The sequence below is a fragment of the Stenotrophomonas maltophilia genome (assembly GCF_003970865.1).
Lineage (GTDB): Bacteria > Pseudomonadota > Gammaproteobacteria > Xanthomonadales > Xanthomonadaceae > Stenotrophomonas > Stenotrophomonas maltophilia_AR.
On the sequence record NZ_RXLZ01000050.1, the window covers coordinates 1 to 25080 of the forward strand.

The window sequence follows — 25080 nt, forward strand, 5'->3', positions numbered from 1 at the left end:
AGGCCGCGCAGGGGCGTGAGCCGCATGGGCCCGAGGCATGCCTCGGGCGGGTTGGGCAGGACGCCCAACCCCGGTCTTGCCGTGTGCGCAGGACAGCGCACACGAGCAAGCGGCGACCGAGCTTACATGGACGTACTTGCAGCGTCCCCCGCAACCGGACCCACCCCGCCATCCCACGGATAGTCAGCTTTTGCCGTTGACGTTAACGTTGATTCGGCGGGTGCAGGGCCGCAGGCCCTGCAGGCCACCCTTAGCTGCGCATGCCCACGCCGCGGCGGAGCAGCCACAGCGCCAGCGCCGTCAGCGCCACCACGAAGCCGAGCATCAACCCATAGGCCACCGGCAGCGGAACATCGCTGCTGCCCAGCAGGCCATAGCGGAACGCATTGACCATGTAGAAGATCGGATTCGCATGCGTGGCCGCTTCGGCCCAGCCCGGCAGCAGCCTCACCGAATAGAACACGCCACCCAGGTAGGTCAGCGGGGTCAGGATGAAGGTCGGCACGATCGCCACGTCGTCGAATTTCTTCGCATACACCGCGTTGATGAAACCGGCCAGCGAGAAGATCGTCGCGCCCAGGATCACCGTGGTCAGCATCACCAGCGGGTGCGGGATGCGCACCGGGGTGAAGAACATTGCGATGATCAGCACGATCACGCCCACCATCAGGCCGCGCAGCACCGCGCCGGCCACGTAGCCCCACAGGATCACCCAGTTCGGCATCGGGCTGACCAGCAGCTCTTCCACGTGGCGGCCGAACTTGGCACCGAAGAACGAGGAACTGATGTTGCCGTAGCTGTTCTGGATCACGCTCATCATCACCAGGCCCGGCACGATGAACTGCATGTAGGTGTAGCCGCCCATGTCACCCACGCGCGACCCGATCAGGTTGCCGAAGATCAGGAAGTACAGGGTCATGGTGATCGCCGGCGGCACCAGGGTCTGGCCCCAGATGCGCATGATGCGGGCGACTTCACGGCGCACGATGGTCATCAGTGCGACGCGGTTGCGCTGGCCGTCGGTCAGCTCGGTGGTGCTCATGCAGGCTTCTCCAGGTTGCCGGTGAGGCGCACGAACAGCTCCTCCAGGCGGTTGCTCTTGGTACGCATCGAACGCACGCGGATACCGGACTCGTTGAGCGTGGCGAACACGCGGTTGAGGTCCATTGCGCGAGGCATGTCGATATCCAGCGTGTGCGGGTCCGGCGCGGTCAGCGTCGCGCCTTCGATCACCGGCAGCTGCGCCGGCAGGTCACCGTCGATGTCCAGCAGGAAGCCTTCCACGTCCAGCTTGGCCAGCAGGGTGCGCATCGGCCCCTGCTCGACGATCTGGCCATGGTTGATGATCGCCAGGTGGCGGCACAGGTACTCGGCCTCTTCCAGGTAGTGCGTGGTGAGGATGATCGTGGTGCCGGCGGCGTTGATCTCCTTCAGCACGCGCCACATGTCGCGGCGGATCTCGATGTCCACGCCGGCGGTCGGTTCGTCCAGGATCAGCAGCCGCGGGCGGGTCATCATCGCGCGGGCGATCATCAGCCGGCGCTTCATGCCACCGGACAGCGTGCGGCTCATCACCTGTGCCTTTTCCCACAGGTGCGCGCGCTTCAATTCTTCTTCGGCGCGCTGCTCGGCTTCCTCGCGCGGTACGCCATAGAAGCCGGCGTAGTTCACCAGGATGTCGAAGGGCTTCTCGAACAGGTTGAAGTTGATTTCCTGAGGCACCAGCCCGATCAGGCGCATGGTGGCGCTGCGGTTGCGCACCAGGTCGCTGCCGAACACTTCCACCTGGCCCTCGCTGAGGTTGACCAGGGAGCTGATGATGCCGATCAGGGTCGACTTGCCGGCACCGTTGGGGCCGAGCAGGGCGAAGAAGTCGCCCGGGGCCACTTCCAGGGAAACTCCCTTCAGGGCCTGGGTGCCGTTGTCGTAGGTCTTGCGCAGGTCGCGCACGCGCAGGGCGGGCGCCGTATCGTTCTGGGATGCCAAGCTCGAAGCCTTCGCGCCCATGGGCTGGCGCTGGAGAGGGGCGGGGAGGGGCTATTATAGAAGACCCCGAGGGCTTGCCCCGGCTACACACTGTCCCGAAAAGTCGTGCCTGTTCAATTCCCCCTCAAGCTGGTCGGCTGCCGCATGCTGGCCCCGACCGTCGGCCACTACCAGTTCGTGCGTGACGATGGACAGCCGCTGGATTTCCAGCCCGGCCAGTTCATCCAGGTCCATTTCAGCTACGCCGACGGCACCGAAACCAAGCGCAGCTACTCGCTGGCGACCATCCACGACCACGCGCTGGGCCCGGGCGAGGCGGTGGATATCGCGGTCAGTTTCGTGCCCGGTGGCGCCGCCACGGCCCTGTTCGAGGCGCTGGAGCAGGGCGGCCAGATCAGTGCGTCCGGCCCCTATGGCCGGTTCTGCCTGAACCCCGGTGACCACAATGCCCGTTACCTGCTGATTGCCACCGGTACCGGTGTTACCCCGTACCGCTCGATGCTGCCGCTGCTGGAAAAGGCCATGGCCGAACGCGGTGTGCAGATCGTGCTGTTGCAGGGCGCGCGCAGCCCGGCCGAGCTGCTGTACAGCGAGGGCTTCTACAGCTTCGCCGAAAAGCACGCGAACTTCCGTTATGTTCCGTGCCTGTCGCGTGAACTTCCGGCTGATCCGCACCCGGACGTACAGCACGGCTACGTGCAGCAGGCGCTGGCCGGCTTCACGCCGGACCCGGCCACCGACATCGCCTACCTGTGCGGCAACCCGGATATGGTCGATGCCTGCGCCGAGCTGCTGAAGGCCGCCGGCCTGGGCAACCCGCAGATCCGCCGCGAGAAGTACGTCAGCAGCAAATAGGCCCGGGTGGAGCCGGCCACTGGCCGGCAACCGCATGGACCCTGGTAGTGCCGGCCGCTGGCCGGCAGCCCATGAACCGGAGGCGGCATCACGCCGCCCCCGGTCGCCTGCCTCAGTAGGCGATCCAGGCATCACGCCAGGCAAAACCGGTGCCCGGACGATAGGCATCGGCATTGACGTTGCACCACGCACCTTCCGGGAACGGACGGCACGCGTACAGTTTGCCGTCGGTGCCCTTGACCACGGTTTCGCCCGGCTTGTAGCTGCCGAGGCCGGCGGGATACACGAAGTCGTAGTCGTCACCCGGCGGCGGATCGACCGGATCGACCGGGCCCGGCACGCGGGTATCGATCTGGAACAGGTTGCCCGGCTTCAGGTAGACGCGGTTCTCGGTGGCCGAGGCGACCGGCGTGATCACGCCGTTCTTCATCACGCCCACGCGCGCCTGCTGTGCACTGCCATTGACCTTGCGGGCCAGCGCCAGCGGCCACTGATTCGCAGCGGTCTGACCTGCAGCCAGGGTGATCTCCGGGCGCTCCAGATCGTTGCCCTGGGCGTTGAATACGCGCAAAGTCAGGGTGGTGCCTTCTTCCAACGCGCCGCGGGCGGTGACCGGGCCGGCATCCTGCCACTGCGGCGGCGGTTCGAAGCCACCACCGCCTTCGAAGCGCACGTCTGCGCAGGTATAGAACGCTTCACCGGAATCCGAGCGCTGCCAGGTGTTGTAGATGATGTGCTGGCCGCTGCGCTTGGGCAGCGGGCAATCCAGCTTGTAGACGTCGCCGGAGACCGGCACGTTGCCCAGCGTGCAGAATTCCTGCAGGTCGGCCCAGCGCAGCGGGCTGCCCGGCTGCCAGCCGTCGCGGGTGACGTAGAACTTCCACTCGCGGGTGGCATGCGGGGCCGGTGCCTTGAACTCGAAGGTGTAGCGCCCGCGCGAATCGGCGCGGATCGGCGATGTCGGCCAGTCACTGCGGTTCAGATCGAGGCCGCGATATTTGCTGTTGCCGCCGCTGCACAACTCGCCATCTGGAACCACCGCTTGATGGTTGCCGTTGGCGTTGGCCTGGTTGACGCCGGCCCAGTCGTAGAACGGCTGGGCGCCGCCGATCGCCTTGGCCGCGGCGCAGGCGGGGTTGGTCGGGTTCTCGGGATTGCCCTCGTGGCACTGCTTCACGCGACTGAGCGGCTTGGACAGGGTGCCGTGGGCGAACGCGCTGCCGGACAGAGCCAGGCCAGCGATGGCGGACAGTGCGAGGACGGTCCGGTGGGACAGATGCATGCAGGAACTCCGTTGCGAAGTGTGGGAAACCTCGCGGAGTTTTCGCATGTAGCCGCCGTATGCCCATCAGACAAGTTTGAAAGGCTGCTGCGTTCTTCGGTTTCTGCAACGCACGCCCCACTGAGCGGCAGCGGAGCCAGGAGGCGGTGTGATGTGCACCGCCTCCCATATCACTGCGTCAGTAGGCGATCCACGCATCGCGCCAGGCCGCACCCACACCCGGCCGGTACGCCTCGGCATTGACGTTGCACCACGCACCTTCCGGGAACGGGCGGCAGGCATACAGCTTGCCGTCGCTGCTCTTCACCACGGTCTGGCCCGGCACATAGCTGCCGATGCCCGCTGGGTACACGTGGTCGAAATCACCGCCCGGCGATGGCGTACCCGGGTCCGGCACCTGGGTGTCGAGCTGGAAGCGGTTGCCGTCCTTCAGGTACACGCGATTGTCGGTGGCCGACGCCGACGGCGTGATCACGCCATTGGCAAGCACGCCCACGCGCGCATGCTGGGCACTGGCATTGACCTTGCGGGCCAGCGCCAAGGGCCACTGCGCGGCTGCCGTCTGGCCACTGGCCAGCGTGGCCTCCACGCGCTCCACGTCATTGCCGTTGGCATTGAACACGCGCAGCGCCAGCGTCGTACCCACCGGCAATTCACCGCGTGCGGTGACCGGGCCGGCATCCTGCCATTGCGGTGCCGGTGTCGTACCGCCGCCTTCAAAGCGCACGTCCATGCAGGTATAGAACGCCTCGGTCGAATCCGAACGCTGCCAGGTGTTGTAGATCACATGCTGGCCGGTGCGCTGCGGCAGCGTGCACTGCAGCTTGTAAGTGCCATCGGCCGAGAGCGGCGTATTGCCCAGTGTGCAGAACTCCTGCAGGTCGGCCCAGCGCAGCGGGCTGCCCGGCTGCCAGCCGTCGCGGGTGACGAAGAAGCGCCAGTCACGCGTGGCGTGCGGCGCGGTTGCCTTGAACACGAAGGTGAACTTGCCATTGGCATCGGCCTGGATCGGCGTGGTCTGCCAGTCACTGCGGTTCACGTCCAGGCCGCGGAAGGTCGGGTTGTTGCCGCTGCACAGCTTGCCGTCGGGCACCACGGCCTGGTGGTTGCCGTTGGCGTTGGCCTGGTTGATGCCGTTCCAGTCGTAGAACGCCTGTGATCCGCCGACAGCCTTGGCGGCGGCACAGGCCGGGTTGGTCGGGTTCTCGGGATTGCCCTGGAAGCAGGCATAGACGCGGCTGATCGGCGTGGTCATGGTGCCGTGGGCAAATGCATCGGCGGCCAGAAACAGGCCGGCGGCGGCCAATGAAGTGGCCAGCAGCAGTGGTGTGGATCGGAATGACATGGCGCTTCCTTGTGGTCGTCGAAAGAGAGCGGTGACCGCAGGAGCTGCGCTGCACGGCGGACTTTCGGCGGCACCACAGCGAGTATCGAGTCGCAATGCAGGGTGCGGAACCATGGAAATGCCGATCCGTGACTGTGGGTGTGAAGCCCTTCCCGCAGGCTTCACGCGGGACTGAACGGATGCGCTGGCGATCACGTCTTCGGCGTGGCAACGATCACGTCGTGGAGATCCTGCTACGTCGGGGCCATACCCACGCGATCCGCCTGGCACGAAAAGCAGCCGTGGGCCGCGTTGTGCAGCTGCACGAAGGCCACGGCAGGGTCGGCAAACAGCGCGTCCAGCCGAGCGGAGACATCCGTGCCCGCACTGATCTCCGCGGCCAGCATCAATGCAGCCTGGTCATAGGCGCGCAACGAGATCATCCGGCGCTGCACATACGGGGGCACTTCGCCTGGCGACAGTACGCAACGGGTCACGCCACGCTGCACGAAGATCGGGCCCGAAGCGTGATAGGGCGAGTGCAGGGGCAGATGCACATGGGACAACAGCAGCAGCTCGCTGCCACAGGGTGGATCGCTCAGGCTGATCCGGCAGGGGTGTCCTCCTGTTTCACCGGCCCAGCGACGCTGGATGCCCAGCGCAGCCAGCGCGGTGTCGCTCTTCTCGAACAGGTGCAGGAACGGGCGGTGGTCGATGCCACCGAGGTACCACGCATGCATGGGCGTCTCCTTGGTTTTCCGCGGATTCTGCGCAGGCACCGGCCGCCGTGCTCGCCGTTTTCAGACCCCGCATCTCCATCGGGCCAGCCAGCGCCGCGGGGAACGCAGCACAAGGCGCTAAGATGCGCGCGCCGCCCCGGCCGATGAGCGCCGCATGTCCCTGGATTTCCCCACCATCACCGTGCTTGGCTTCCTGCTCTGCATCGGCATTGCCGTGGGGTTCTCGTTGTTGCTGGTGGTGCTGCGCGGGCAACCGGTGCTGCGCCTGTGGAGCGCCAGCCTGTGGCTGCTGACCCTGGGAGTGACCCTGCTGGCGTTGCGACCCTACCTGCCGTTGGCGCCGGCCATACTGGCCGGGAATGCGGCGATGGCCGGCTGCGCGCTGCTGATGCTGCGCGGCGTGGCGCTGCATCTGGAACAGCCGCTGCCCCTGTGGCGGCCATTGTTGATAGCGGCCACGTTCATGGCCTGCATCTTCGCCTTCCTGGTGCTCTGGCCGGATCTGCGCGTGCGCCTGCAGGTGTTCAGCGTGTTCACGCTGCTGGTCGATAGCTGGATCGCGTGGCTGCTGCTGCGGCATGCCCCCGTGCAGCAGCGCACCAGCTGCCGCCTGGCGGCGGCGGTGTTCCTGGCCGAAGCGGCCCTGTACGCGGTGCGCCTGTTCCTGCCGGTGGCACCCGATGCCGGTGAGGACATCATGCGCACCGGTACACCCATGTTCGTCACCTACATTGCCGGTGTGATGCTGGAACTGGCGCGCTGCTTTGCGATGGTGCTGCTGCTGGTCGAACGCATGCTGGTCGATCTGCGGCGTGCGGCGCGCACCGATGGCCTGACCGGGCTGCTCAACCGCAGCGCGGTGCTGGCCGATGGCCAGGCGCAGTTGCAGCGGCTGCGCCGGCAGGGCCGGCCACTGGCCCTGTTGCTGGTCGACGTCGATCACTTCAAGCAGATCAACGACCGCTGGGGTCATCTGGCCGGAGACCAGGTACTGCGCCACTTCGCTGCGGTGCTGCAACAGGGTTTGCAGGGCCATGGCACGCTGCTGGGCCGCTACGGTGGCGAGGAGTTCGTGCTGGTGCTGGCCGGCAGCACACAGGGTGAAGCGATCGCGTGGGCCGCGACGATCCGTACCGCTCTGCAGCAGGAGCCGGCGCGGCTGGGCACCGGGCCGGTGACGGTCACCGCCAGCATCGGCCTGGCCATGGACGACGGCCACGGCGACCTGTCCACGCTGCTGGCAGCGGCAGACGCAGCGCTGTACCAGGCCAAGGCCGCGGGCCGTGATCGCCTGGCCTGCGCCACGCCGGCGGAGATTTCGCGTCTGCCCATCGCCGACGACGCCGTGCCCGTGTAAGTTGAGTCACATCTTCCGCGGCAGCCCGTCGTGGTTGCCAGGAACGTCCTCCAGGGGAAACGAGCACGATGCAAAGACACCACCTCGCGTTGGCCGCAACGTTGGCCAGCCTGATGCTTGCCGGTTGCAGCCAGTCACCGTCACCCGGCGCCGAAGGCGCCAGTGATGCACCCAGCCGCCGTTTCGGCACGATCGACTTCCAGCCCTGCACGCTGTCCACCGAAGGTGCCAGCGCCAACGTGGAAGCGCAGTGCGCCACCCTGCAGGTACCGGAGGACCGGGCCCAGCCCGATGGCCGACGCATCGGCCTGCGCATCGCCTGGCTGGAATCGGGCAGCAGCGGCTCCAGCCAGCCCGACCCGGTGTTCTTCCTGGCCGGTGGGCCCGGCCAGGCCGCCAGCGAAGTGGCGGTCATTGTCGATACCGCGCTGCGCCAGGTGCGCAAGCAGCGCGATATCTTCCTCGTCGACCAGCGCGGTACCGGCGGCTCCAACCCCCTCAACTGCCTTGGCGCGGATGGCAAGGAGCTGGCCATGGACGAGGATGCCGCACCCACGGAAGCGTCGCTGCGCGATTACGCCGAGCGCTGCGCCGCCTCGCTGCAGGGGCGCGCCGATGCGCGCTTCTACACCACCAGCGAGGCGATTGCTGATCTGGATGCGGTGCGTCAGGCGCTGGGCGTCGAGCGCATCAACCTGGTTGGCGGTTCCTACGGTACCCGCGTGGCCCAACGCTATGCCGGTGCCTATCCACAGCACACGCGCAGCATCGTCATCGATGGCGTGGTGCCGAACGAGCTGGTGGTGGGCGGCGATTTCGCCACGACATTCGAGGATGCGATCGCCCAGCAGTCGGCGCAGTGCCGCAAGGATGCCGCCTGCAGCAAGCGCTTCCCGACCGACACCCGCGCGCAGCTGCGCAGCGTGGTCGAGACCCTGCGCCGTGCCCCGGTCTCGGTGGAGTATCGCGACCCCGGCACCAACCAGACCCGGCAGGATGTGCTGAGTCCGGACAGCGTGATCGGCCTGGCGTTCGCCTTCTCCTATGTGCCGCAGTATTCCTCGCTGCTGCCGCTGGTTCTCGATGAAGCCGCGCACGGCCGCTACGCACCGCTGGCGTCGCTGGCGCGCGGTGCGAACCGCAGCATGGATTTCCAGATCAACCGTGGCATGCAGTGGTCGGTGATCTGCAGCGAAGATGCGCCGCGCTACCACGCGCCGGCCGAGGATCCCGAGCGCCTGTTCGGCAACGACGTGGCCAGTGCCTTCTTCGCCGCCTGCCCGGTATGGCCGCACCGGCCGGCACCGGCAGCCAATGCCGTGCCGCTGCGCAGTGACGTACCGGCGCTGCTGCTGTCCGGTGAACTGGACCCGGTGACGCCGCCGCGCTATGCCGAGCAGGTCCTCAAGGGCCTGCCCAATGGACGCACGCTGGTCGCACGCGGCCAGGGCCACGGCACGCTGACGGCTGGTTGCATGCCGCGCCTGCTTGGTCAGTTCATCGACAAGACCGATGCCAAGGCGCTGGATGCCGGCTGCCTGGACACGCTGAGCTATGTGCCGGCGTTCACCTCGTTCAACGGATGGGAACCATGATCGTCGCCGACAACCTGCACAAGGCTTTCGACACCCGCACAGGCCGTATCCAGGCGGTCGCCAACGTCGGCTTCCGCGCCGAGGATGGCCGCATCACCGGCCTGCTGGGGCCCAATGGTGCCGGCAAGACCACCACCATGCGCATGCTGTACACGCTGATGACGCCCGACCAGGGCAGCATCAGCGTCGATGGGGTGGACGCTGCGCGCAATCCGGTGGAAGTGCGTCGCCATCTTGGCGTGCTGCCCGATGCGCGTGGCGTCTACAAGCGCCTGACCGCACGCGAGAACATCGCCTACTTCGGCGAACTGCATGGCCTGTCGGCTGAGCGCATCCGCGAGCGCATCGAGGTGCTGTCGCACGCGCTGGACATGGGTGACATCCTCGACCGCCAGACCGATGGCTTCTCGCAGGGCCAGCGCACCAAGACCGCGATTGCCCGCGCGCTGGTGCACGACCCGCGCAACGTCATTCTCGATGAGCCGACCAACGGTCTGGACGTGATGACCACGCGCGCGCTGCGCCGCTTCCTGCTGGGCCTGCGCGAAGAAGGCCGCTGCGTGATCCTGTCCAGCCACATCATGCAGGAGGTGGCCGCACTGTGCGATCACATCGTGATCATTGCCAAGGGCACGGTGATGGCCGCCGGCAGCGCCGATGAACTGCGTACGCAGGCCGGCGAATCCAACCTGGAAGATGCGTTCGTGAAACTGATCGGCAGCGAAGAGGGCCTGCACGCATGAGCATGATGTCGACCCTGATGACGGTGATGCGCAAGGAACTGCGCGACCTTTCCCGTGATCGCCGCACGCTGCTGCTGACCCTGCTGTTCGGGCCGCTGCTGTACCCGGTGCTGCTGCTGGGCATGGGCAAGCTGGCTGAGAGCCGGGTGCGCACCCAGATCGAACAACCGCTGCAGATTCCGACCATCGGTGCGGACAACGCCCCCAATCTGGTGCGTTTCCTCGCCGCGCAGGGGCTGAACACCGCTCCGGCACCGAAGGACCTGGCCGAGGCCATCCGCAGCCAGGAGATCGACGTGGCGCTGCGCATCAGCGATGACTTCGGCAAGGACTGGGCCGACGGCAAGCCGGCGCTGGTGGAGGTGATCAAGGACAGTACCCGTCGCGCCGCAGAAGTACCCAGCGCGCGCCTGGAGGCGGCACTGGCGACCTATAACGGCCAGGTCGGTGCGCTGCGCCTGATGGCGCGTGGCATCGACGCGCAGGTCGCACGGCCGCTGGACGTGGCACGCCAGGACCTGGCCAGTGCCGAGGCCAAGCGCGGCATGATCCTGTCGATGCTGCTGCCGGTACTGCTCACGCTGACCTCGTTCATCGGCGGTGCCTATCTGGTGATGGACGCAACCGCCGGCGAGCGTGAGCGACAGTCACTGGAGCCGTTGCTGGCCACGCCGGGCTCGCGCAGCGCCATTGTCAGCGGCAAGATCGCGGCCGCCTGCGTGGTCGGGTTCGTGTCGCTGCTGCTGACCCTGGTGGCGTTCAAGGTGAGCGCACAGATCGCGCCCGGCAACATCGGCCGCCAGTTCAACATGAACGTCGGTTCGATGCTGCAGATGCTGCTGGTGATGTTGCCGATGCTGATGATCGGCACCTCGCTGCTGACCTTCCTGTCGGCCGCGGCCAAGAGCATGAAGGAAGCGCAGAGCCACATGACCTGGCTGATGCTGTTGCCGATGATGCCCGGCTACGCGCTGGTGGCCTATCCGCTGAAGAGCGAGCTGTGGCAGTACGCCGTGCCGTTCCTGTCGCAGAACCAGATGCTGCTGAAGGTGATCCGCCACGAGACCATCACGCCGGCGGTCTGGGCCATCTATCTCGGCGCCAGCCTCGGCCTGGCCGCCGTGCTGTGGTTCGCCGCGGTGCGCCGCTACCACAACGAGCGCCTGGCCATCTCCGGCTGACCGAAAAAGGGGACGGAGGGGATTAAGTCGTTTCTAACCCTCTGTCCCCTTCTTCTGGGGGCGCCCGCGCTTGCGCAGCACCACGGGGCGGCCCAGGGTCTGTTCCACCATCCGCAGGTAAGCTGCATTTCCCAACGGATGCTGCCCGACACTGTGCGCACGGATTGCCGGCAGGTCAGCGGACGCGTTCATGTCCTGCAGAAACTCCGCATAGAGCATTGCCCGCTGTCGCTGGGTCGGGGCGAGCGCCTGGAATGCGGGATGTTCTGTCAGCATCGGATCGTGGCGTCGCTGCAGGTTTCCATGCACGCTCGACCATGGGTGATCTTCCGGGGCGGCTGTCATGCCTGCACGAACCGGATTGAGTTCGATGTAGCGATAGACGCTGAGCAGATAGGCGTCGCTGTCCACCATCGAAGAATGGAAGCGGCCTTGCCAGAGCGGTCCGCTGCGCTCATGCCGCTGATTGAACGCCTGGACATAGTTGTTACCCTGTATCCGCATCGCATTCGCCAAGCCGACGCCCGTGGAAGGTGTGGCCAACAGATGAACGTGATTGCCCATCAATACGTAGGCATGCAGCGCGACCTGATGCTTCAGGAAGGCACTGTGCAAAAGGTGCAGAAACAGCTGGCGGTCGATATCGTCAACGAAGATCGCCCCCTTGTTCACACCGCGCTGGGTTACGTGGTACGGCTGTTCGGCCAACATCAGGCGCGCTTGTCGAGGCATGGCAGTTCAGGGCTTCAAGGAATCATCAGCCTGCCGCCACGCTGACCGCGAAGGGCATCAGGCGATGCCGCGAGATGGTGTGGGGGAAGGTAGAAGCGACTTAATCCCCTCCGTCCCCTTTTCCATACCGCGCAGGCGTCACGCCCATCTCGCGCTTGAACACGGCGATGAAGGCACTGGGCGTGTCGTAGCCCATCGACAGCGCGACGCTGATCACCGGCTCGCCGGACAGCAGGCGTGGCAGCGCCAGCAGCACCCGCAGGCGTTGCCGCCACTGGCTTGGCGACAGGCCGGTCTCGGCCAGCCAATGGCGGGCAAGGCTGCGGCCGGACAGGCCGCTGCTGGCGGCCCAGTCCTCGATGCTGCGGCCGTCATCGGGTACGCGTGCCAGTGCAGCGGCGATCCTCTGCAGCCGCCGGTCACGCGGTTGTGGCAGGGCAAGCGGCAGGGGCGTGCTGGCGGCAATCTCATCGGCGATCACACCGGCCAGTCGTGTCTGCGCAGCATCCAGTGGCCGATGGGGCCATCGCAGCGCACGTGCTGTCGCCGCCTGCAGCAGTGCATTGGGCTGGAAAATGCGCGGTGTGGTGGGCAGACCCAGGCAGGCCTCGGCGTTGAAGTACAGGCTCCAGCCATCGAACCCGTCTGCGCCCAGCAGCGCGTGGGGTAGCAAGGGCGGTATCCAGGCGACGTGACCTGCGGGCAGCAGCCAGTGCAGGTCGTCGGCGGCGATCCGCAGCAGCCCCTGGTGCGCACCCAGCAGCTGCCCACGGGCATGCCGGTGGCGGGCCGTGCGACGCACACCGCGCTGGCGCAGCCAGGCCGCCAGCACCACCGGTCCGTCGGCGGCGTCGGCCAACGCGGGGTCGAGAAAGGCGGTGGTTGTCTGATCTGCCATATCGACTGGCAGTTATACGGCAGAAACGTCGTGTCCAGGCCCCGACACTGGAGGCCACTTCAACGGAGCGCTTCCCCATGCAGCCACAGGACATTCTTCCCGACCATCAGGACGACGTGCAGGTGAACGGCCTCACCGTGCGCAAGGGCAGCGTGGGTGCTTTCCTCGCCAGCGTTCGTGACTGGCAGGATCCGTCCAGCGATCCCGCCACGTGCGCCGCTGCCGAAGCCGACCTGCGTGCGTTGCTGCCCGGCCTGCATGCGCTGGGCCTGTTCCAGGTGCTGGCCGCGCGCGATCCGGCGCTGCAGCGCCTGATTGATGGCGCTGCCTGAAACGGACAAGGCCCGGATGGACCGGGCCTTGGCGTCATGGAGGTGGCAGAAACGACTTAATCCCCTCCGTCCCCTTTTTGGCGGTCAGCCGCCCGGTGCGAACACCAGGGTGCGCCGGGTGGTGACCGGCGCGTTGACCGGCTCGAAGCGCCAGCGCTTGACCGCGTTCAGGGCTTCGCGGTCGAAGGTCCGTCCGGACGTCGCGCGCAGTACACGGGCGCTGACCACTGAACCGTCGGTGCCGACGGTGATCTCCACCAGCACTTCGCCCGACGTTCCCGAACGCAGGGCTTCGGCCGGATAGCGCGGCGCCGGCGTACTGACCGGGCGCAGGGTGGGAGCTGCGGCGGCGGCTGCCTGGCGCGCGGCGCTGGCCTGCTGGGCGGCGGCCTGCTGCTGCTTCTGTTCGGCATCGCGACGGGCCGCGGCCTGGCGCTCGGCCTCCTGGCGCTCGTTGTCGCGGCGTGCGGCATCCTGCTGCGCGGCGATCTGCTTGGCCGCGTCGGCTTCCTTGGTGCGTTGTTCGGCCAGGCGCTGCTGTTCGATCTGCTGCTTGCTGCGGTCCTCGGCGTCCTTCTTTGCCTTCTCGGCTTCGGTCTCGGTGCGCTTGGCCGCGTTTTCCACACCCTTGGCCAGGCCTTCCTTCAGGCGCGGCAGGGCGGGGGCGGACGCGTCCACCTTCTCGATCAGTGCCACCAGGCGCTGCGCCTCGGTGTAGTCCTCGCGGCCGAGGTGCTGCTCGGCGGCGATCAGGGTGTAGGGCAGCAGGTCGGTCAGTGCGCTCTTCACCGAGGCGTCGTCCGGCGTCTTGTCGCGCAGGGCGAGGTAGTACTCGATGGCGTTGTCGCCGGCCGGCGCGTACATGCGGTTCTCGCGCAGTGCCTGGCTGGCTGATTCACGCAGCTGTTCGGTGCCCATCGACTGCACCTTGGCTGCGACCACCGGGGCGGCCGGAGCAGCGGACGTGGGTGCGGCGGCGGGGGCCGGTGCGGGCGTTTCTTCCTTGCCCGAGCAGGCGGCCAGCGCCAGTGCCAAAGCAACCGGCAGCCACCGGCGCGCGGCGGTGATCGTTGAGACGTGCGACATCCTGCTCCCCTCTAGAAGACGACGTGACGTAAATCATTGATACGCATGGCCGGGACCTGTGGTCCGGGCGCGGAACGATGACGTTTCCCGACGCCACCGCCGGCAACGGCGAGGGTGCAATCTAGCATCCCGGCCACCGCCGCGTACAAGGGGCGGTGGCCGGGACGGGGCAGCGGCGAAGCGCCGCTGCCGGTTGCTGCATCAGTGGTCGTGCGACTTGCTGTGGCTGTTGGACATCAGCTTGTCGGTCCAGGCGATGCCGATCGCCGACAGGATGAACACGCAGTGGATGATGGTCTGCCACAACACGCCTTCCTGGGTCATGGTCGTGCAGGTATCGACGCCAGCGTTGTAGAAGCTGGTCGAAGCCGACGACACTGCTGCTGCCCATTGTTCCGGTTTGCACAGCGGCAGTCCCTTCAGCGCGCTGGTGGCGATGAAAGTCTTCAGCAGGTGGATCGAGGAGATGCCGATGATCGCCATCGCCAGCTTCACCTTCAGCACGCTGGCGTTGACGTGGCTCAGCCATTCCGGCTGGTCCGGATGGCCTTCCAGGCGCAGGCGCGAGACGAAGGTCTCGTAGCCGCCGACGATCACCATCACCAGCAGGTTGGAGATCATCACCACGTCGATCAGGCCCAGCACGATCAGCATGATCTGCTGTTCGCCCATCGAGACCGAGTGGGACAGCAGGTGCCAGAGTTCCTTGCCGAACAGGAACACGTAGACGCACTGGGCAAGGATCAGGCCCAGGTACAGGGGCAGCTGCAGCCAGCGCGAGGCGAAGATCAGCGAGGACAACGGGGACAGGGGGCGAGGACTGTGGCTCATGCAGGACAGTGCGTTTCGGGGGAGCCGCGAGGTTACCGGCCCGCCGTGACGGTGCCAACCCAACTCACGCACTAGACTTCAGGTTCCTTTCCGCACCCCGAGCCGCCGCCATGATCGACCTGTATTACTGGCCCACCCCGAACGGCCACAAAGTGACCCTGCTGCTGGAAGAAGCCGGCCTGGAGTACCGCATCCACCCGGTCAACATCGGCTCGGGCGACCAGTTCAAGCCGGAATTCCTCGCCATCTCGCCCAACAACAAGATGCCGGCCATCGTCGACCATGCTCCGGCCGATGGCGGCGCCCCGCAGAGCGTGTTCGAGTCCGGCGCGATCCTGCTGTACCTGGCCGAAAAGACCGGCCAGTTCCTGCCCAGCGACCCGCGCGGCCGCGTCACCACCCTGGAATGGCTGTTCTGGCAGATGGCCGGCCTGGGCCCGATGAGCGGCCAGATGGGCCACTTCAATGTGTATGCGCCGGACAAGATCCCGTATGCCATCGAGCGCTACGACAACGAGGTGCGCCGCTTGCACGGGGTGATGGACAAGCGCCTGGCCCAGCACGCCTTCCTGGCCGGCGACGAGTACACCATCGCCGACATGGCCAGTTACCCGTGGGTCGGCGCCTACGACAAGCTGCCGGTGGATTTCGCCGCCTTCCCGAACCTGAAACGCTGGCATGAAGCGATTGCCGCGCGCCCGGCCACCCAGCGCGCGTATGCCCTGCGCCAGCAGGTGAACCCCAACGCCGGCAAGCCGCTCAGCGACGAAGAGCGCAAGCACCTGTTCGGCCAGCGCTGACCCAGGACAGCGTCATCCACGCATGGCGTGGATCTACTGGTGGTGGGTGCCGACCGTTGATCGGCACTCGTCGGCACTCCTTATGGGCAAAAGGTCATGCTGCCTTCCCGCACGGGCTTGGTTAGGATGGGGGACAACCGCCCGGCGCCCGCCGCAGGGCGGACCTGCCGTTTGCCGGGATCCTCCATGCGCCACCTGTTCGCTTCGCTCGCCCTCATGCTCGCCACCACAACCGCCGCCCACGCTGAAAAGCTGACCCTGGAAGCCATCACCGGCCCGCTGCCGTTGTCCGGCCCGACCCTGATGAAGCCGAAGGTCGCCCCCGATGGTTCGCAGGTCAGTTTCCTGCGCGGCAAGGACAGCGACCGCAACCAGCTGGACCTGTGGACCTACGACATCGGCAGCGGCCAGACCCGCCTGCTGGTCGACTCCAAGGTGGTGCTGCCCGGCACCGAAACCCTCAGCGATGAGGAAAAGGCCCGCCGCGAGCGCCAGCGCATCGCCGCGATGACCGGCATCGTCGATTACCAGTGGTCGCCGGACGCGCAGCGCCTGCTGTTCCCGTTGGGCGGCGAACTCTACCTGTACGACCTCAAGCAGCAGGGTACGGCGGCCGTGCGCCAGCTGACCCACGGTGAAGGCTTCGCCACCGATGCCAAGCTGTCGCCCAAGGGCGGTTTCGTCAGCTTCATCCGCGGCCGCAACCTGTGGGTGATCGACCTGGCCAGCGGCAAGCCGCTGCAGCTGACCCGCGACGGCAGCACCACCATCGGCAACGGCGTGGCCGAGTTCGTCGCCGATGAAGAGATGGACCGTCATACCGGTTACTGGTGGGCACCGGATGATTCGGCCATCGCCTTCGCCCGCATCGACGAGGCACCGGTGCCGGTGCAGAAGCGCTACGAGGTCTACGCCGACCGCACCGATGTGATCGAACAGCGTTACCCGGCCGCCGGCGACGCCAACGTGCGCGTGCAGCTGGGCGTGATCGCACCGGCTGCCGAGGCGCAGCCGCGCTGGGTCGATCTGGGCAAGGAACAGGACATCTACCTGGCCCGCGTCGATTGGCGCGATGCGCAGCACCTGAGCTTCCAGCGCCAGTCGCGCGACCAGAAGCAGCTGGACCTGGTGGAAGTGGCGCTCGATTCCAACCGCCAGCGCGTGCTCGCCCACGAGACCAGCCCGACCTGGGTGCCGCTGCACAACAGCCTGCGCTTCCTCGATGACGGCAGCGTGCTGTGGTCGTCCGAGCGCACCGGCTTCCAGCACCTGTACCGCATCGACAGCAAGGGCAAGGCCACCGCGCTGACCCACGGCAACTGGCCAGTGGACGAACTGCTGGCGGTCGATGAAAAGGCCGGCAAGGCCTACTTCCGCGCTGGCATCGAGAGCTCGCGCGAAAGCCAGATCTACGCGGTGTCGCTGCAGGGCGGCGAGCCGCAGCGCCTGTCCAAGGCGCCGGGCATGCACAGCGCCACGTTCGCCCGCAATGCCAGCGTTTATGTGGACAGCTGGTCCAACAGCACCACGCCGCCGCAGATCGAACTGTTCCGCGCCAATGGCGAGAAGATCGCCACCCTGCTCGAGAACGACCTGGCCGATCCCAAGCATCCGTATGCGCGCTACCGCGATGCGCAGCGCCCGGTCGAGTTCGGCACGTTGATGGCTGCCGACGGCAAGACCCCGCTGAACTACAGCCTGATCAAGCCGGCCGGCTTCGATCCGTCCAAGCGCTACCCGGTGGCGGTGTACGTCTACGGTGGCCCGGCCAGCCAGACCGTCACCAACAGCTGGCCCGGCCGTGGCGATCACCTGTTCAACCAGTACCTGGCCCAGCAGGGCTACGTGGTGTTCTCGCTGGACAACCGTGGCACCCCGCGCCGTGGCCGCGACTTCGGTGGTGCGCTGTATGGCAAGCAGGGCACGGTGGAAGTGACCGACCAGCTGCGCGGCGTGACCTGGCTGAAGCAGCAACCGTGGGTGGACCCGGCGCGCATCGGCGTGCAGGGCTGGTCCAACGGCGGTTACATGACCCTGATGCTGCTGGCCAAGGCGTCGAACCAGTACGCCTGTGGCGTGGCCGGCGCACCGGTGACCGATTGGGGCCTGTACGACAGCCACTACACCGAACGCTACATGGATCTGCCTGCGCGCAATGAAGCGGGTTACCGCGAGGCGCGCGTGCTGACCCATATCGACGGCCTGCGCTCGCCGCTGCTGCTGATCCACGGCATGGCCGACGACAACGTGCTGTTCACCAATTCGACCAGCCTGATGAGCGCGTTGCAGAAGCGTGCACAGCCGTTCGAGCTGATGACCTACCCGGGTGCCAAGCATGGCCTGTCCGGCGCCGATGCCCTGCATCGCTACCGCGTGGCCGAAGCCTTCCTGGGACGTTGCCTGAAGCCCTGATCCGCAGCCGGGAAGGAGCCCGCCGATGACCCTGCCACCCCCGATTCCCGCCCATCGACAGACGTCCGCCGGTTGGTGGTGCCGTCATTGGCGCTGGGCGATGCCGTTGACGGTGGTGCTGGTGCTGGGCGGTGCCGGTGGCGTGGTGACCTGGAGCGTGTTGCGCTGGAGCGAGGCGGCACGCGAGAGCCCGCCGATGCGCGAAGCGCTGCGTCGCGCGGGCTGCAGCATCGAACTGGTGGAAGCCTTCGGCGAGCCGCTGCATATCGAATCGATGCCGCTGGGCAGCATGCAGACCGCGATCAACGGCCAGCGCGATGTCGGCCTGACCGTTGCGCTGGAAGGGCCGCATGCGCACGGCCGGTTGTTCGTGCAGGGCAGCCGTCGTGACGAAGTCTGGGATTACCCGGTGATGTATGTACTGGCCGAAGACAAGCAGACCTTCGATCTGACCGCGCTGGATGACGACGAGGCTGCGGGGGAGTGCGAGCTGCAGGCCTGCCGTGATCGCGGCGATTGCCCGCTGACCGCCGCGCTGTGACCTCCAGCCGATTGTCGCCATCGCCGTGAGCGCGTAGGGTGCGGGCAACCCTTTGCTGGAGTGTCCCATGAAGCCGATTGCGCTCGCCGTTGCCCTGGCCCTGACTGCTGCACCGCTGCTGTCCGCACCACCGGCGCTGGCGGCACCCACCGCCAAGGCCGCCACCCCGGCCAGCCCGGCCTGGGTCGCCCGCAGCAATGCACTGGCGCAGATCCTGCTTGATGCGCAGGGCCCGTTCCAGCCGGAAGAAACCGGCTTCTTCGGCGTTCCCGGCTACGACGACAAGGTGGCCGATCTTGGCCCGGACAACAGCAGGCGCTACCGCGCCGCGATGGCCAAGGCCCGCGACGAACTGAAGGCAAAGCTGGCCGCCGAAAAGGATCCCAATGTCCGCCAGGACCTGGAGATCATGATCCATGCCGCCAGCCAGAACATCGAAGGCAGCGAGCTCAACGAGAAGTACCTGCTGCCGTGGAGCGATGCGCCGCAGACCGTGTTCAGCGGCCTCAACCTGCTGCTGTCCGACCAGGTGCCGGCCGAGCGCCGGGCCAAGGCCGTCGACCGCCTCAAGGCCTATGCCGGCCTGCAGCCGGGCGGCACCGCCTTCACCACGCTGGCCCGCCAGCGCTACGAGGAACGGCTGAAGGACAGCAGCCTGCTGCAGCCGACGAAGATCGAAGTGCAGCAGTCGCTGGACAACGTCGAGACCTACATCACCGGTATCGAGTCGCTGCTGAAGAAGTACCAGATTACCGGCGCCGATGAAGCGATGAAGGCGCTGGCCGGACAGATGAAGGACTACGCCAGCTGGACGCGCACGACCGTGCTGCCGAAGGCGCGTACTGACGCACGCCTGCCGGCGCCGCTGTATGCCTATCAGCTCAAGCAGGTAGGCATCGACATCGACCCGAAGCTGCTGATGCAGCGCGCGCAGCTGGAGTTCATGGAAACCCGCTCGGCGATGCAGCAGCTGGCGCCGCTGGTGGCGAAGGACAAGGGCCTGAAGGTGGCCGACCCGAGCGACCCGGTGTCGGTGATCCGCGCATTGAAGGCCGACAAAATTGCCGACGACCATCTGGAAGGCCACTACCGCAAGGTGATCGACGCGATCGATCCGCTGATCCGCGAGCACGCCATCGTCGACGTACCCAAGCGCGCCATGCAGATGCGCCTGGGTTCGGCCGCCGAGAGCGCGGCCAGCCCGGCCCCGCATTTCCTGCCGGCGCCACTGGTCAACAACACCGGGCAGCAGGGCACCTTCGTGCTGCCGCTGGGCAATCCGGCTGCGGGCCCGGGTGCGCAGTACGACGACTTCAATTTCGGTGCAGCGGCATGGACGCTGAGCGCGCATGAAGGCCGCCCCGGCCACGAGCTGCAGTTCACCGCCATGGTCGAACGTGGCGTGTCGCTGGCACGCACGATGTTCGCGTTCAATTCGGTGAACGTGGAAGGCTGGGCGCTGTATGCCGAGGCCGAGATGGTGCCGTACGAGCCGCTGGACGGTCAGATGATCGCCCTGCAGTTCCGCCTGCTGCGTGCCGCGCGCGCGATGCTGGACCCGATGCTCAACCTCGGCCTGACCGACCGCGCCAACGGCGAGCGTGTACTGATCGAGCAGGTCGGCCTGTCCAAGGCGATGGCCACCCAGGAACTGGACCGCTACATGGTGCGGATGCCGGGCCAGGCTGGTAGCTACTTCTACGGCTATACCCGCATCCTGGAGCTGCGCATGCAGACCGAGCTGGCACTGGGCGCGAAGTTCGACCGCTTGGCCTTCAACAACTTCCTGCTCGACCAGGGCCTGCTGCCGCCGGACCAGCTGGCCGACGCGGTGAACAAGGTATTCGTGCCGAAGTACAAGCGCTGAGCATTACCGGTAGTGCCGGCCGCTGGCCGGCAACCGGTGTTGGTAGATGCCGACCTTGGTCGGCGCTGTGGGTAGGTGCCAACCAAGGTTGGCACCTACCAGAGCGATGCGTCGGTGTTGCAGGGGTAGTGCCGGCCGCTGGCCGGCATTGCCCTGGCGCAGGAAGGATTCCTGAGGTTGCCGGCCAGCGGCCGGCACTACCCGCGGTGACGCAGCCGCGTCACCGCTGCGGGGTAATCACCTGTGTCGGTAACCGCGCGGGCGGTGCCGGATTCGGCACCCAGATCGCGACGCCGGCGGCGCGCTTCTGCGTGGTCGGAATACCAATGCCGACGCCGCCACCGACATGCGAACCGAACGTGCCGGCGCCCACCGACATGCCCACCGGCGAGCCGCTGCTGCCCACGCCCATCAGCACCACGCCATTGGCGCCGAGCGCGGCGGCCTCACGCTTCAGGCGTGCCACGGCGGCATCGGTCTGGCCCTGGGTGCCGAAGCCGACGGCCGACGCCGATTCCAGCTGGGCGATTTCCTGGGAACCGGCCGGTGGCGTCGAATAGATCTGCACCAGGGCCGGATCGATCGGTGCGCGGGCGCGGCCCAGCATCACCTTGGAGGTGCTGGCACAGCCAGCGGCGATCAGCAGGATGGCCGCCAACGCGGCCCAACGGATGTTCATGGCACGACCCCTGTAGGACTGGTTGCGATCATCGGCGGGCCACTCTGAATCGGCGCCAACACCCGGGCCAGGGCACGCACGGCAGCACGCTAGCACGGTGCGGGTGACAGCTCCGCCAATGGCAGTAGGCGGCGGCAGCGGGAACGTCTATGGTTGGGGCAGGAACCAACTGCGGGAGAGCGGCATGGGTGTGATCAGTCTGTTGTGGGGCGTACTGGCGCTGTTGTGGATGATCCTGGCGCTGATTCCACTGCTCGGCTGGGGCAACTGGTTCCTGATCCCGTTCGCTGCGGTGGGCGCGGTCATCGCAGCGCTGGGCATCCTGTTCACCCACCCGAGCAAGCGTGGCCGGGCCTGGGCCGGTCTGGTCCTGAACGGCATCGTGGTGGTGGTCGGCATCCTCCGCCTCGGCCTGGGTGGCGGCGTGATCTGAGCCCGCGCCCGGGTGCGACAGGGCGTCGCAGGCGCACGGTCCATCGCCTGGCAGGGGCGTACAATGAATGGCTGCGCGAGCCCCCCGCGTGCCTGTGAATCCGCGCCCGGCGCGGCTGCCCCATGATCATCCGACCCCGTCCCCACGGCTGGCAACTGCTGTACATCCTGCGCGGTTCGATCGTCAAAGCGATCGCGCCCAAGGTGCTGGCCATCCTGATCCTGTCCATCGCCGTGGCTGCGGTGGTGGAACTGGCGCCTCCCACCGGCATCGAACGCGTGTCGGTCACGCCGTTCACCCTGCTCGGCCTGGTGCTGTCGATCTTCCTCAGTTTCCGCAACAGCGCCTGCTACGAGCGCTGGTGGGAAGGCCGCAAGCTGTGGGGCCAGCTGGTCTACGAATCGCGTTCGCTGGCCCGCCAGGTGAACCTGCTGCTGGCCGATGACACCGGCCGTCGCCGCCGTATCGCCTACCTCACCACCGCGTTTGCCCATGCCCTGGCCGGTCGCCTGCGTGGGCGCATCGTGGCGCTGATGGCCCTGCCGTGGCTGGACAAGCGCCAGCGCGAACAGCTGGGCCAGCGCGAGAACGTACCCGACGCGCTGCTCTCGATGATCGCCGCCGAGCTGGCCCAGGCGCTGCGCGCCGGTGAGCTCGACCCGATCCTCTACACCCAGCTGGAAGAGCGCCTGCACGCGATGTCGTCGATCCAGGCCGGCTGCGAGCGCATCCTCACCACCCCGCTGCCGTTCGCCTACACCCTGCTGCTGCACCGCTGCGCGTGGATGTTCTGCGTGCTGCTGCCGTTCGGCCTGGCCAGTTCGCTGGGCTGGGGCACGCCGGTGCTGTCGGCGGTGCTGGCCTATGCCTTCTTCGGCCTGGACCAGCTGGGCGAAGAAATGGAAGACCCGTTCGGCCTGGAGCCGAACGACCTGCCGCTGGACGCGCTGGTGCGCACGATCGAGATCGACCAGCTCGACGCGCTCGGCGAACGCCCATTGCCCGAACCCCTGCTGCCGCAGGGTTACCTGTTGCAATAGCCACTCCTCGGAGCCTGCCATGTCCCACCCGCTCTACCGCCCGCGCCGCATGCGCCATGACGAGTTCTCACGTCGCCTGATGCGTGAGAACACGCTGACCACCGACGACCTGATCTACCCGGTGTTCGTGCACGAACTGGCCGGCCGCACCGCAGTACCGTCGATGCCTGGCGTGGAGCGGCTGTCGATCGAAGAACTGCTGAAGGTGGCCGAAGAGGCGCTGGAGCTGGGCATTCCGGTAATCGACCTGTTCCCGGTGATCGACCCGTCGCTGAAGTCGCTGGATGCATCGGCGGCGTGGGCCGAAGACGGCCTGGCGCAGCGTGCGATCCGCGCGCTGAAGTCGCGCTTCCCGGAACTGGGGGTGATGACAGACGTGGCGCTGGACCCGTACACCACCCACGGCCAGGACGGCATCATCGATGACAAGGGCTATGTGCTGAACGACATCACCGTCGACGCACTGGTCAAGCAGTCGGTGTCGCACGCCGAGGCCGGTGTCGACATCGTTTCGCCGTCGGACATGATGGACGGCCGCATCGGCGCGATCCGCCGTGCGCTGGATGCCGACAACCACATCAACGTGCGCATCATGGCGTACTCGGCCAAGTACGCCTCGGCGTTCTACGGTCCGTTCCGTGATGCGGTGGGCAGCGCGGCCAGCCTCGGCAAGGCCGACAAGAAGACCTACCAGATGGACCCGGCCAACGGCGACGAGGCCCTGCGCGAGATCGCGCTGGACCTGGAAGAAGGCGCCGACATGGTGATGGTCAAGCCGGGCATGCCGTACCTGGACCTGGTGCGCCGGGTGAAGGAGAAATTCGGCGTGCCGACCTTCGCCTACCAGGTCAGTGGCGAGTACGCGATGATGAAGGCCGCCTTCGCCAACGGCTGGCTGGACGAGCGCGCCTGCGTGCTGGAGTCGCTGCTGGGCTTCAAGCGGGCCGGTGCCGATGGCGTGCTGACCTATTTCGCGCCGCAGGTGGCGCGATGGCTGCGCGAGCGCTGACAATAGCGCCACGATAGACAGAGGACTACGCGATGGGACCCGAACTGGGATGGATGCAATGGCTGATCTGGGGCATCGGTACGCTGGTGTTCGGCGCCATCATCGTCGGTGTCTTCATCGCCGCCTGGCGGGCCGGCAAGCGCCCGCCGGAGCAGCTCTCCGCCGCCCGCCACGTGGCCCGTGAGCAGGCCCTGCCGGACAGCGTGCAGGCCGAGCTGGCGGCGCTGAACCAGCGCAAGGACAATGGCCAGCTGAGCGAGGTGGAGTACGAGCAGTTGCGCGCCAAGGTGTTGTCGCGCTGACGGGTGGGTGCCAACCTTGGTTGGCACTTTCCCGCATGCCAACCAAGGTTGGCATCTACCAAACGGCTATCCACGCACGGCGTGGATCTACCGCACGCACCCGGCGCATCCATCGCCCTGGTAGTCGCCAACCTTGGTTGGCATTTGCCGTTACCGCGCGCCCGGCACGCACCCGGCTACCGCCGCCACCTTCGGCACCGCCAACCGGTACACATCCACGCCACCGGCACGCGGCGCCTTCGCTGCGCTGCTGGCGACCATCATCTCGCCCGGCTTGGCGTTGTCGATCACCGGCGCGCCGGTCCAGCCGCCGGCCTGGTTGAACGACAGCCCCAATGGCTGCAGCGACGCGCCGGTCCACGCACAACCGCTGCTCCACACCTGTGCGGTCGTGCCGTTGCCGCGGCTGAACACCACGGCGCCGTCCTGGCCCAGCCAGTCGCCGTCGGTCTCGTCGTCGGCGCTGTTCAACGCGCTCAGTGCGCTGGCCGGTCCGCGCTGGCCCTGGGCATCCAGCGTCGACACGAACAGGTCCCAGCCGGCGCCACGGCCCTGCTGGCGGGCAAACAACAGTCGTCGCCCATCCGCGCTCAGGGCCGGCCCGCGCTCTTCCCGGCGCCCGCCATCGCCGGCCAGGGCCTGCGCGTTGCCCAGCTGGCCATCGGCGGCCAGCGCGGCGCGGTACAGCGCCAGCTTGCCCTCGCGGCCGGCTGCGAACAGCAGCCAGCTGCCGTCACGGCTGAAGTAGGGATCACGGGCCTCACCGGCCACGCCTACCGGCAAGGCCTGCGCCTGCTGCCAGCGGCCGTCGACCACGCGCGCCTCCCACAGACCCCAGCCAGCTTCGCTGCGGCGGGCGAAAACGATGCGCTGGCCATCGGCGCTGATCGTGGCGCGGCCCTCGTCGGCACGGGTCGAGACCACGCCCATGCCTTCGATGCCGTACTCGTTCAACGCCATCGCCACGGGGGCAGAGAGTAGACTGGCGGCAAGCACCAGCAGGGGCGGGGTGATGCGCATCATCCGGGTCCGTGCACGAAAGAGCATCAGTCTAG

The 25080-nt window shown here is 67.1% G+C and carries 25 protein-coding genes; 14 read left to right on the plus strand and 11 right to left on the minus strand.

All coding sequences use genetic code 11. From position 1 onward, the window contains the following. Window positions 1-250 precede the first annotated feature (250 nt). A complete protein-coding gene (locus tag EKL94_RS15930; RefSeq protein WP_126929833.1) occupies window positions 251-1042 on the minus strand; it encodes an ABC transporter permease in 792 nt (263 codons plus the stop codon). Beyond that, window positions 1039-2007, minus strand: a complete 969-nt coding sequence (locus EKL94_RS15935) for an ABC transporter ATP-binding protein (protein WP_049400895.1) — start codon at window positions 2005-2007, stop codon at window positions 1039-1041. The genes EKL94_RS15930 and EKL94_RS15935 overlap by 4 nt, the downstream gene beginning before the upstream one ends. 84 nt (window positions 2008-2091) lie before the next feature. On the opposite strand from EKL94_RS15935, the gene EKL94_RS15940 reads away from it, so the two are divergent. After that, complete coding sequence (locus tag EKL94_RS15940; RefSeq protein WP_126929834.1) at window positions 2092-2841, plus strand: ferredoxin--NADP reductase; 750 nt, start codon at window positions 2092-2094, stop codon at window positions 2839-2841. 112 nt (window positions 2842-2953) lie between these two features. On the opposite strand, the gene EKL94_RS15945 is transcribed toward EKL94_RS15940, so the two are convergent. From EKL94_RS15945 to EKL94_RS15955, 3 genes are all read right to left on the minus strand, one after another. Then, the gene (locus EKL94_RS15945; protein ID WP_126929835.1) at window positions 2954-4123 is read right to left on the minus strand and encodes a lytic polysaccharide monooxygenase; all 1170 of its coding nucleotides are present in this window, start codon (window positions 4121-4123) and stop codon (window positions 2954-2956) included. Between the two features lie 178 nt (window positions 4124-4301). Beyond that, window positions 4302-5468 (minus strand): lytic polysaccharide monooxygenase, encoded by a 1167-nt coding sequence (locus EKL94_RS15950; RefSeq protein WP_126929836.1) that lies wholly within the window; start codon window positions 5466-5468, stop codon window positions 4302-4304. A 233-nt stretch (window positions 5469-5701) separates the two neighbouring features. Beyond that, on the minus strand, window positions 5702-6187 hold the full coding sequence (locus EKL94_RS15955; RefSeq protein ID WP_126929837.1) for a DUF1203 domain-containing protein: 486 nt from the start codon (window positions 6185-6187) through the stop codon (window positions 5702-5704). Between the two features lie 154 nt (window positions 6188-6341). Between EKL94_RS15955 and EKL94_RS15960 the strand changes: the two genes are divergently transcribed. The 4 genes from EKL94_RS15960 (at window position 6342) to EKL94_RS15975 (ending at window position 11063) form a co-directional block, all read left to right on the plus strand. Then, on the plus strand, window positions 6342-7544 hold the full coding sequence (locus tag EKL94_RS15960; RefSeq protein ID WP_126929838.1) for a GGDEF domain-containing protein: 1203 nt from the start codon (window positions 6342-6344) through the stop codon (window positions 7542-7544). A 68-nt stretch (window positions 7545-7612) separates the two neighbouring features. Next, the gene (locus EKL94_RS15965) at window positions 7613-9139 is read left to right on the plus strand and encodes an alpha/beta hydrolase (RefSeq protein ID WP_126929839.1); all 1527 of its coding nucleotides are present in this window, start codon (window positions 7613-7615) and stop codon (window positions 9137-9139) included. Next, window positions 9136-9882: an ABC transporter ATP-binding protein gene (locus EKL94_RS15970; protein WP_126929840.1), complete on the plus strand. Its 747-nt coding sequence runs from the start codon at window positions 9136-9138 to the stop codon at window positions 9880-9882. The genes EKL94_RS15965 and EKL94_RS15970 overlap by 4 nt, the downstream gene beginning before the upstream one ends. Beyond that, window positions 9879-11063 carry an ABC transporter permease gene (locus tag EKL94_RS15975; protein WP_094001316.1) on the plus strand — a complete coding sequence of 395 codons (1185 nt, stop codon included), beginning with the start codon at window positions 9879-9881 and terminating at the stop codon, window positions 11061-11063. Before EKL94_RS15970 ends, EKL94_RS15975 begins: the two co-directional genes overlap by 4 nt. 33 nt (window positions 11064-11096) lie before the next feature. Here the strand turns inward: EKL94_RS15975 and EKL94_RS15980 are convergent, their stop codons facing one another. Both EKL94_RS15980 and EKL94_RS15985 read right to left on the minus strand, forming a co-directional pair. After that, window positions 11097-11795 carry a transposase gene (locus EKL94_RS15980; protein ID WP_126929841.1) on the minus strand — a complete coding sequence of 233 codons (699 nt, stop codon included), beginning with the start codon at window positions 11793-11795 and terminating at the stop codon, window positions 11097-11099. 100 nt (window positions 11796-11895) lie between these two features. Beyond that, window positions 11896-12693, minus strand: a complete 798-nt coding sequence (locus tag EKL94_RS15985) for a helix-turn-helix domain-containing protein (protein ID WP_126929842.1) — start codon at window positions 12691-12693, stop codon at window positions 11896-11898. Between the two features lie 77 nt (window positions 12694-12770). Between EKL94_RS15985 and EKL94_RS15990 the strand changes: the two genes are divergently transcribed. Further along, window positions 12771-13025 (plus strand): hypothetical protein, encoded by a 255-nt coding sequence (locus tag EKL94_RS15990; RefSeq protein ID WP_126929843.1) that lies wholly within the window; start codon window positions 12771-12773, stop codon window positions 13023-13025. Between the two features lie 84 nt (window positions 13026-13109). On the opposite strand, the gene EKL94_RS15995 is transcribed toward EKL94_RS15990, so the two are convergent. After that, the gene (locus EKL94_RS15995; RefSeq protein WP_126929844.1) at window positions 13110-14111 is read right to left on the minus strand and encodes an energy transducer TonB; all 1002 of its coding nucleotides are present in this window, start codon (window positions 14109-14111) and stop codon (window positions 13110-13112) included. A gap of 201 nt (window positions 14112-14312) precedes the next feature. Continuing rightward, a complete protein-coding gene (locus EKL94_RS16000; protein WP_032129129.1) occupies window positions 14313-14942 on the minus strand; it encodes a TIGR00645 family protein in 630 nt (209 codons plus the stop codon). Window positions 14943-15052: 110 nt separating this feature from the next. Here EKL94_RS16000 and EKL94_RS16005 point away from each other — a divergent pair, with 110 nt between their 5' ends. The 4 genes from EKL94_RS16005 to EKL94_RS16020 all read left to right on the plus strand — a co-directional run bounded on the left by EKL94_RS16005 (window position 15053) and on the right by EKL94_RS16020 (window position 20562). Next, window positions 15053-15742, plus strand: a complete 690-nt coding sequence (locus EKL94_RS16005) for a glutathione binding-like protein (RefSeq protein WP_126929845.1) — start codon at window positions 15053-15055, stop codon at window positions 15740-15742. Between the two features lie 186 nt (window positions 15743-15928). Next, window positions 15929-18154: a S9 family peptidase gene (locus tag EKL94_RS16010; RefSeq protein ID WP_126929846.1), complete on the plus strand. Its 2226-nt coding sequence runs from the start codon at window positions 15929-15931 to the stop codon at window positions 18152-18154. Between the two features lie 25 nt (window positions 18155-18179). Further along, entirely contained in the window at window positions 18180-18695 is a 516-nt protein-coding gene (locus EKL94_RS16015; RefSeq protein ID WP_126929847.1) for a cytochrome c oxidase assembly factor Coa1 family protein, read from the plus strand. Between the two features lie 67 nt (window positions 18696-18762). Next, complete coding sequence (locus EKL94_RS16020) at window positions 18763-20562, plus strand: DUF885 domain-containing protein (protein WP_126929848.1); 1800 nt, start codon at window positions 18763-18765, stop codon at window positions 20560-20562. 220 nt (window positions 20563-20782) lie between these two features. Here EKL94_RS16020 and EKL94_RS16025 read toward each other — a convergent pair whose 3' ends face one another. Continuing rightward, window positions 20783-21241, minus strand: a complete 459-nt coding sequence (locus tag EKL94_RS16025) for a hypothetical protein (protein ID WP_126929849.1) — start codon at window positions 21239-21241, stop codon at window positions 20783-20785. Between the two features lie 184 nt (window positions 21242-21425). On the opposite strand from EKL94_RS16025, the gene EKL94_RS16030 reads away from it, so the two are divergent. The 4 genes from EKL94_RS16030 to EKL94_RS16045 all read left to right on the plus strand — a co-directional run bounded on the left by EKL94_RS16030 (window position 21426) and on the right by EKL94_RS16045 (window position 24025). Beyond that, window positions 21426-21674 carry a hypothetical protein gene (locus tag EKL94_RS16030; RefSeq protein WP_006475755.1) on the plus strand — a complete coding sequence of 83 codons (249 nt, stop codon included), beginning with the start codon at window positions 21426-21428 and terminating at the stop codon, window positions 21672-21674. 122 nt (window positions 21675-21796) lie between these two features. Next, window positions 21797-22714, plus strand: coding sequence for a bestrophin family protein (locus EKL94_RS16035; RefSeq protein WP_049445081.1), 918 nt, complete (start codon window positions 21797-21799; stop codon window positions 22712-22714). Window positions 22715-22733: 19 nt separating this feature from the next. Further along, complete coding sequence (gene hemB, locus EKL94_RS16040) at window positions 22734-23723, plus strand: porphobilinogen synthase (protein WP_057501007.1); 990 nt, start codon at window positions 22734-22736, stop codon at window positions 23721-23723. 32 nt (window positions 23724-23755) lie between these two features. Beyond that, entirely contained in the window at window positions 23756-24025 is a 270-nt protein-coding gene (locus EKL94_RS16045; RefSeq protein WP_049424121.1) for an SHOCT domain-containing protein, read from the plus strand. A 150-nt stretch (window positions 24026-24175) separates the two neighbouring features. Here the strand turns inward: EKL94_RS16045 and EKL94_RS16050 are convergent, their stop codons facing one another. After that, complete coding sequence (locus tag EKL94_RS16050) at window positions 24176-25048, minus strand: TolB family protein (protein ID WP_126929850.1); 873 nt, start codon at window positions 25046-25048, stop codon at window positions 24176-24178. Between the last annotated feature and the right edge of the window lie 32 nt (window positions 25049-25080).